This is a genomic window from Actinomadura darangshiensis (genome assembly GCF_004349235.1).
Classification (GTDB): Bacteria; Actinomycetota; Actinomycetes; order Streptosporangiales; family Streptosporangiaceae; genus Spirillospora; species Spirillospora darangshiensis.
The window spans coordinates 1-7,018 of sequence record NZ_SMKY01000387.1 but is presented as its reverse complement, the minus strand read 5'-3'; the positions used below and the strand labels follow the sequence as shown (position 1 = coordinate 7,018).

At 70.7% G+C, this 7,018-nt stretch carries 5 protein-coding genes and 2 riboswitches; all 5 genes read left to right on the top strand.

From position 1 onward, the window contains the following. The first annotated feature begins 159 nt into the window (after positions 1–159). Positions 160–255, top strand: a riboswitch (glycine riboswitch). Between the two features lie 4 nt (positions 256–259). After that, a riboswitch (glycine riboswitch) is annotated at positions 260–347 on the top strand. A 73-nt stretch (positions 348–420) separates the two neighbouring features. The 5 genes from gcvT to E1293_RS42375 all read left to right on the top strand — a co-directional run bounded on the left by gcvT (position 421) and on the right by E1293_RS42375 (position 6,740). After that, the gene (gcvT, locus tag E1293_RS42395) at positions 421–1,518 is read left to right on the top strand and encodes a glycine cleavage system aminomethyltransferase GcvT (protein WP_132205051.1); all 1,098 of its coding nucleotides are present in this window, start codon (positions 421–423) and stop codon (positions 1,516–1,518) included. Positions 1,519–1,533: 15 nt separating this feature from the next. Next, positions 1,534–1,923, top strand: coding sequence for a glycine cleavage system protein GcvH (gene gcvH, locus E1293_RS42390; protein ID WP_132205049.1), 390 nt, complete (start codon positions 1,534–1,536; stop codon positions 1,921–1,923). Next, positions 1,920–3,179 (top strand): serine hydroxymethyltransferase, encoded by a 1,260-nt coding sequence (locus tag E1293_RS42385; protein ID WP_132205047.1) that lies wholly within the window; start codon positions 1,920–1,922, stop codon positions 3,177–3,179. Before gcvH ends, E1293_RS42385 begins: the two co-directional genes overlap by 4 nt. A gap of 56 nt (positions 3,180–3,235) precedes the next feature. After that, positions 3,236–4,609 carry an L-serine ammonia-lyase gene (locus E1293_RS42380; protein WP_132205045.1) on the top strand — a complete coding sequence of 458 codons (1,374 nt, stop codon included), beginning with the start codon at positions 3,236–3,238 and terminating at the stop codon, positions 4,607–4,609. A 166-nt stretch (positions 4,610–4,775) separates the two neighbouring features. After that, a complete protein-coding gene (locus tag E1293_RS42375) occupies positions 4,776–6,740 on the top strand; it encodes an N-acetylmuramoyl-L-alanine amidase (RefSeq protein ID WP_132205043.1) in 1,965 nt (654 codons plus the stop codon). The last annotated feature ends 278 nt before the right edge of the window (positions 6,741–7,018 follow it).

Genomic DNA, 7,018 nt, shown 5'->3' with positions numbered 1-7,018 from the left:
CCCCAACCCCACGCGGACCCCGGACCCCAAGGAGCTGGAGAAGATCAAGGCGGCCCTGCAGACCTGCGTGAAGTCGATGTCCGCCCCGCCGTCCGCGAAAGGGGACTAGCCGCGGCTGGTGAGTGTGGCGAAAGCACTGCTAGCCTCTGTCGATAGCCGATATCCCGTGCGGGAGAGTCCCTTGCAGCCGGTGGGGGACGCCGAAGGAGCAAATCCTCCCCGGAACCTCTCAGGCCCACGGACCGCACGGGCCAGGCGACCTCTGGAAAGCGGGGACCCCGGTCCCCCGCCGAAGGTGAAAGCCCGCCGCGCAGGCGGGTGAAGCTCTCAGGCGCCGATGACAGAGGGGGAGGCACCGAGACGCCCGGTGTGCGAGTGGGACGATGGACCACGCGCGCCCGCGACGAAGGAGCCGAACCCATGTCCGCCGATCCGACCGCGAAGAAGACGCCGCTGCACGACGTCCACGAGGGCCTCGGCGCCAATCTCGTCGACTTCGCGGGCTATCTGATGCCGCTGCGCTACGCCAGTGAGACCGCCGAGCACCAGGCCGTCCGGACCGGGGCCGGGCTGTTCGACCTGTCGCACATGGGGGAGATCTTCCTCTCCGGTCCGGGCGCGGGCGCCGCGCTGGACTTCGCGCTGGTCGGCAACCTGGCGCCGATGCCGGTCGGCAAGGCCCGCTACACGATGATCTGCGGCCACGACGGCGGCGTCCTCGACGACCTGATCGTCTACCGGCTCGCGGACGAGACCTGGATGGTGGTCGCGAACGCCGCGAACGCCGCCGTCGTCCGGGAGGCGCTGGTCGAGCGGGCCGCGCAGTTCGAGGCCGCGGTGGACGACCGGTCCGGCTCGTACGCGCTGATCGCCCTGCAGGGGCCGCGCTCCCAGGCGATCCTCGAAGGGTTCACCGACGCGCCGCTGGCCGGGCTGAAGTACTACGCGATCCTCGCGGGACGGGTCGCCGGTGTCGACGCGCTCATCGCCCGCACCGGGTACACCGGCGAGGACGGGTTCGAGCTGTTCGTGGACGCGTCCGACGCCGTCGCGCTGTGGCAGGCGCTCGCCGCCGTGGACGGGGTCGTCCCGGCCGGGCTGTCGGCGCGCGACACGCTGCGCCTGGAGGCGGGCATGCCGCTGTACGGGAACGAGCTGACCGGCGAGACCACGCCGTTCGAGGCGGGCCTCGGCCGTGTCGTGAAGCTGGACAAGCCGGGCGATTTCGTGGGGAAGACGGCCCTGGCCGCGCAGGCGCAGACCCCACCGGGCCGTAGGCTCGTGGGACTGGTCGCGCGCGGGCGCCGCGCACCCCGCAAGGGGTACCAGGTCGTCACGTCCGGCGGCGCGCCGTGCGGGGTCGTGACGAGCGGCGCCCCGTCGCCCACACTGGGCACGCCGATCGCCCTGGCGTACCTCGACAGCGGTGTCGAGGAGGAGGGCCTCGCCGTGGACGTCCGCGGCCGGCCCGAGCCGGTCGACGTGGTGTCCCTGCCGTTCTACAAGCGTTCTTCCTGAAAGAGAGAAGTGATCGTGAGCGTTCCGGAGGAGCTCCGCTACAGCGAGGAGCACGAGTGGGTGTCGGGCCTCGGCGGCGAGGACGGCATCGTCACGGTCGGCATCACCGCGCACGCCGCCGACGCCCTCGGCGAGATCGTCTACCTCGAGCTGACCCCGTCCGAGGGCGACGCCGTCGAGGCGGGCGAGCCGTGCGGCGAAGTGGAGTCGACCAAGTCGGTCAGCGACCTCTACTCCCCCGTCAGCGGCGAGATCACCGCGATCAACGGCGCCGTGGTGGACGAGCCGAAGGTCATCAACGACGACCCGTACGGCGAGGGCTGGATCTTCAAGGTCCGGATCTCGGACGAGCCGGGCGACCTGCTCGACTCCGCCGCCTACGACAAGCTGATCGAGGAAGCATGAGCCCGCTGCACGACTCGCTGGCCGCGGTCGACCCCGAGGTCGCCGAGGCCGTCGGCGCGGAGCTGCGGCGGCAGCAGGAGACCCTCGAAATGATCGCGTCGGAGAACTTCGCGCCGGTGTCGGTGCTGGAGGCGCAGGGCTCCGTCCTGACCAACAAGTACGCCGAGGGCTACCCGGGGCGGCGCTACTACGGCGGCTGCGAGCACGTCGACGTCACCGAGCAGCTCGCCATCGACCGGGCCAAGGCGCTGTTCGGCGCCGACCACGCGAACGTCCAGCCGCACAGCGGGGCGCAGGCCAACACGGCGGTCTACTTCGCGCTGCTGCAGCACGGCGACACGATCCTCGGCCTCGACCTCGCGCACGGCGGGCACCTCACGCACGGGATGCGGCTGAACTACTCCGGCAAGGTCCTGAACGTGGTGCCCTACCACGTCCGGGACGAGGACGGCCTGGTCGACATGGACGAGGTCGCCTCGCTCGCGGCCGAGCACCGGCCGAAGATGATCGTGGCGGGCTGGTCGGCGTACCCGCGGCAGCTCGACTTCGCCGCGTTCCGGGAGATCGCCGACTCGGTCGGGGCGCTGCTCATGGTCGACATGGCGCACTTCGCGGGGCTGGTCGCGGCGGGGCTGCACCCCTCGCCCGTCCCGCACGCGGACATCGTCACGACCACCACGCACAAGACGCTCGGCGGCCCGCGCGGCGGCCTGATCCTCGCCCGCGAGGAGTACGGCAAGAAGATCAACTCGGCGGTGTTCCCCGGCATGCAGGGCGGCCCGCTGGAGCACGTGATCGCCGCGAAGGCCGTCGCGCTCAAGATCGCCGCGTCGGAGGAGTTCAAGGCCCGGCAGGCGGCCACCGTCGAGGGCGCCCGGCTGCTGGCCGAGCGGCTGCTCGCCGACGACTCGGCCAAGGCCGGCGTGAAGGTGCTCACCGGCGGGACGGACGTCCACCTCGTCCTGGTCGACCTGGTGGACTCCGAGCTCACCGGACGGGACGCCGAGGACCGCCTGCACGACGTCGGCATCACGGTCAACCGCAACGCGGTGCCGAACGACCCGCGCCCGCCGATGGTCACGTCCGGCCTGCGGATCGGCACGCCCGCCCTCGCCACCCGCGGCTTCAGCGCCGCGGACTTCACCGAGGTCGCGGACGTCATCGCGCTGGCCCTGCAGCCGTCCTTCGACCGCGACGCCCTGGCGGCCCGCGTGAAGGCACTCGCCGACAAGCATCCCCTGTATCCCGACCTGTGACGTCTAGGTGCCCCCTCCCGTCCCCGGGAGGGGGCACGGCTACAACGAGGTAGCGAATGGCCATCAGCGTTTTCGACCTGTTCAAAATCGGTATCGGCCCGTCGTCCTCCCACACCGGCGGACCGATGGCGGCCGCGCACCGTTTCGCCCGCGGCCTGGACCAGGACGGCCTCCTGGAGAAGACGGCCTCCGTCGAGGTCGTTCTCTACGGCTCCCTCGGCCTCACCGGAAAGGGCCACGGAAGCGACAAGGCCGTCATCCTCGGGCTCGAAGGCGACAAACCCGAACTGGTCGACGTCGACACCGTGGACTCGCGCCTCGTCGCGGTCCGCGAAAGCGGCCGGCTGCGGCTCTTCGGCGACCACGACATCCCGTTCGTGGTCAACGAGCATCTCGTCTTCGAACGCAAGGAATCGCTGCCCGGCCACCCCAACGGAATGCGCTTCACGGCCTTCAACGCGTCCGGCGACGAACTGCGCGAGAAGGTCTACTACTCGGTCGGCGGCGGTTTCATCCTGGACGAGAACGCCACCGGCGCCGACCGCATCAAGCCGGACGACACCGTCCTCCCCCACCCTTTCGACACGGCCGCCGAACTCCTCGACCGCTGCCGCGAGACGGGCCTGTCCATTTCCGCCCTGATGCTGGAGAACGAGAAGGCGTTCGGCCGCACATCGGCCGAGATCCACGAGGGCCTCCTGAACCTCTGGCACGTGATGCGCGCCTGCGTCACCCGGGGCTGCGGCTGCGAGGGCCTCCTCCCGGGCGGCCTCAAGGTTCGCCGCCGCGCCCCCCAGCTGCACCGCCAGCTCTCCGCCGAAAAGCCGTCCGACCCACTCCACGCGATGGACTGGGTCACCCTTTTCGCCCTCGCCGTCAACGAGGAGAACGCCGCCGGCGGCCGCATCGTCACCGCCCCCACGAACGGCGCCGCCGGCATCATCCCGGCCGTCCTGCATTACTACGACCGCTTCGTTCCCGGCTGCGACGACGCCGGCGTCGTCCGGTTCCTGCTGACCGCCGGCGCGATCGGCGTCCTGTTCAAGCAGAACGCCTCCATCTCCGGCGCCGAGGTCGGCTGCCAGGGCGAGGTCGGCTCCGCCTGCTCCATGGCCGCCGCCGGCCTCACCGAGGTCCTCGGCGGCACCCCCGAACAGGTCGAGAACGCCGCCGAGATCGGCATCGAACACAACCTGGGCCTCACCTGCGACCCCGTCGGCGGCCTGGTCCAGGTCCCCTGCATCGAGCGCAACGCGGTCGGCGCCATCAAGGCCATCAGCGCCGCCCGCATCTCCCTCCGCGGCGACGGCCGCCATTTCGTCTCCCTCGACAAGGCCATCAAGACGATGCGCGACACGGGCCGCGACATGCTCGACAAGTACAAGGAGACGTCCCGCGGCGGCCTGGCCGTCAACGTCATCGAGTGCTGACCGCCGGCATCGCCGTCGACCGCGAGGCTTCCGGCGCGGCGTGACGGTTCGGGGCGCCGGCTTGCGGAATCACCCGGCGGGCGGACGGTCGGTCCACACCGGCATTCCCGCAAGCACCTCTACCGGAAGTCCTCCATTGTTGAAACCTCGAAGCCGTCTGGTCGGCGTGCTGGTCGTGTCGACCGTCGCCGCCGCCACGTTGACGGCCGTACTCGCCTCCCAACAGCAGAGCCACGAGCTGCAGCCCGCGGCGCAGGCCGCACTCGCCGCGACGACCTCTGCCCATCCCTCCCGCCAGCAGAACTTCGCCCGGGCGGCGAAGGCCTATCACGTCCCCGAATCACTGCTCCTCGCCGTCTCGTACCTGGAATCCGGATGGAACGCCAACGCCGGGCACCCGAGCGTCAGCGCCGGGTACGGTCCGATGCACCTCGTCGACGGGACGCTGACGCGTGCCGTCCGCGGAATCGAGAACGGCACGGGTGACCCTCGGGGCGAGGGCGACCGGCGGATCGCCGCTCCGCGAATCACCCCCGCGAAGAGCCCCGCCTCCCGGTCGCTCCAGCAGGCGGCGCGTCGGACCGGGATCCCGGTCACCCGGCTGCGCACGGATCCGGCGGCGAACATCGTCGGCGGAGCCGCCCTTCTCGCGGCGTACCAGCGCGCTCTGCACCACCCGCTGAGTCAGAACCCCGCCGCCTGGCAGGACGCGCTGGCCGCCTACGGCACCGCCTCAGGCGGCGCGTCCCCCACGGCGTCGAGCCCCCGCACCGGCGGCCGATGGTTCGCCGAGCAGGTCTACTCGGTCATGCGCAGCGGCGCGGCGCGCAGGACCGACGACGGGGAGGCGCTTCGGCTCAGCGCCCAGCCCGCCCTGCGCGCCCCGGCCCGGGTGAAGCGGCAGGCGTCCGAAGCCGACTGCCCGGCCGCCCTCGACTGCAGCTGGGTCCCCTCGCCGTATGTCCAGCTCGACCCCAACGATTCCACCAAGTACGGCAACCACGACATCTCACAACGTCCTCGGACGACGAAGATCAAGTACATCGTCATCCACGACACCGAGGCCACCTACGACCAGTCGCTGCAACTCGCCCAGGACAAGAACTACCTCGCCTGGGACTACACGATCCGGTCCGCCGACGGCGCCGTCGCCCAGCACCTGCGGGCCAAGGACATCGGATGGCACGCGGGCAACTGGTACGTCAACACGACCTCCATCGGCGTGGAGCACGAGGGCGTCCTCGCCCAGGGCGGCACCTGGTACACCGAGGCGATGTACCGCAGTTCGGCCCAGCTCGTCCGCTATCTCGCGGCCCGGTACGACATCCCCCTCGACCGGGGGCACATCCTCGGCCACGACATGGTGCCCGGTCAGACGACGGGCGCCGTCGCGCAGCAGCATGTGGACCCCGGTCCGTACTGGGACTGGACGCACTACTTCGATCTTCTCGGCAAGCCGCTGAAGGGCACGGCGAAAGCCGGTTCGACCGGCATGGTGATGATCCGCCCGGAGTACGCCGCCAACACCGTGCCCTTCACGGGTTGCGACAAGGCCGGCTCCGGCACTCCCTGCCCGGAGCACGGTTCATCGGCGGTCGTCCTGCGAACGGCGCCGAACGAGTCCGCGCCCTTGGTCAAGGACGTCGCCATGCACACGACGAACGACGGCACCGCCACGATGGACGTGGCGGACATGGGCGCGCACGCCGCGGCCGGCCAGCGATTCCTGGCGGCAGGCCGGCAGGGCGACTGGACGGCGATCTGGTACCTGGGGCAGCGCGCATGGTTCCACGACCCGGCCTCGGCACCGGCTTCGGTCCCCGTGAAGGGCATCGTGGCGGTCCCCCGGCCCGGCGTCGGCTCCGTACCGGTCTACGGGTGGCCTCTCCCTGAAGCATCGGCGTACCCGAAGAACGTGCCGGTGCAGCAGATCTCAGCGCTGCCCTACCAGTTCACCGGCGGGCAGGGCTATGCGGTCAGCGGCGGGAGCCGCGGCCAGTACTACTACGCCAAGACCTTCAACCTGAGCGAACACGTGATGGTGCAGGGGAAGACCGCCTACTACCAGATCCAGATCGGCCACCGGATGGGCTACGTCAAGACCTCGGACGTGTCCCTGCGCGCCGGATGAGCAACCCAGGCTGAAACCGGCGGGGCCCTTGCTTCCGGACTGTTCGGAAGCAAGGGCCCTTCGCGATCGTCGCGGCGGACGATCGCCCGGCCCCGCCGGCGGCGGCGCCGTGGTGCCCTGACGGGAGAGGCGCGTGGGGTTCTGGTCTGGTGGGCGTGTGATGATCGGTGGTATGCCGGTTGAGTCTCATCTGCTTGTGGTCTTCTTCGTGACCTCGGTCGTCGCGATGGTGATTCCGGGGCCCGACATGCTGTTCATCCTCGGGTGCGGGATGCGGG

Bases quoted from the DNA above. Each gene is read 5' to 3' on its own strand.
- gcvT (WP_132205051.1), top strand. From the start codon at position 421: ATGTCCGCCGATCCGACCGCGAAGAAGACGCCGCTGCACGACGTCCAC.
- E1293_RS42385 (WP_132205047.1), top strand. From the start codon at position 1,920: ATGAGCCCGCTGCACGACTCGCTGGCCGCGGTCGACCCCGAGGTCGCC.
- E1293_RS42380 (WP_132205045.1), top strand. From the start codon at position 3,236: ATGGCCATCAGCGTTTTCGACCTGTTCAAAATCGGTATCGGCCCGTCG.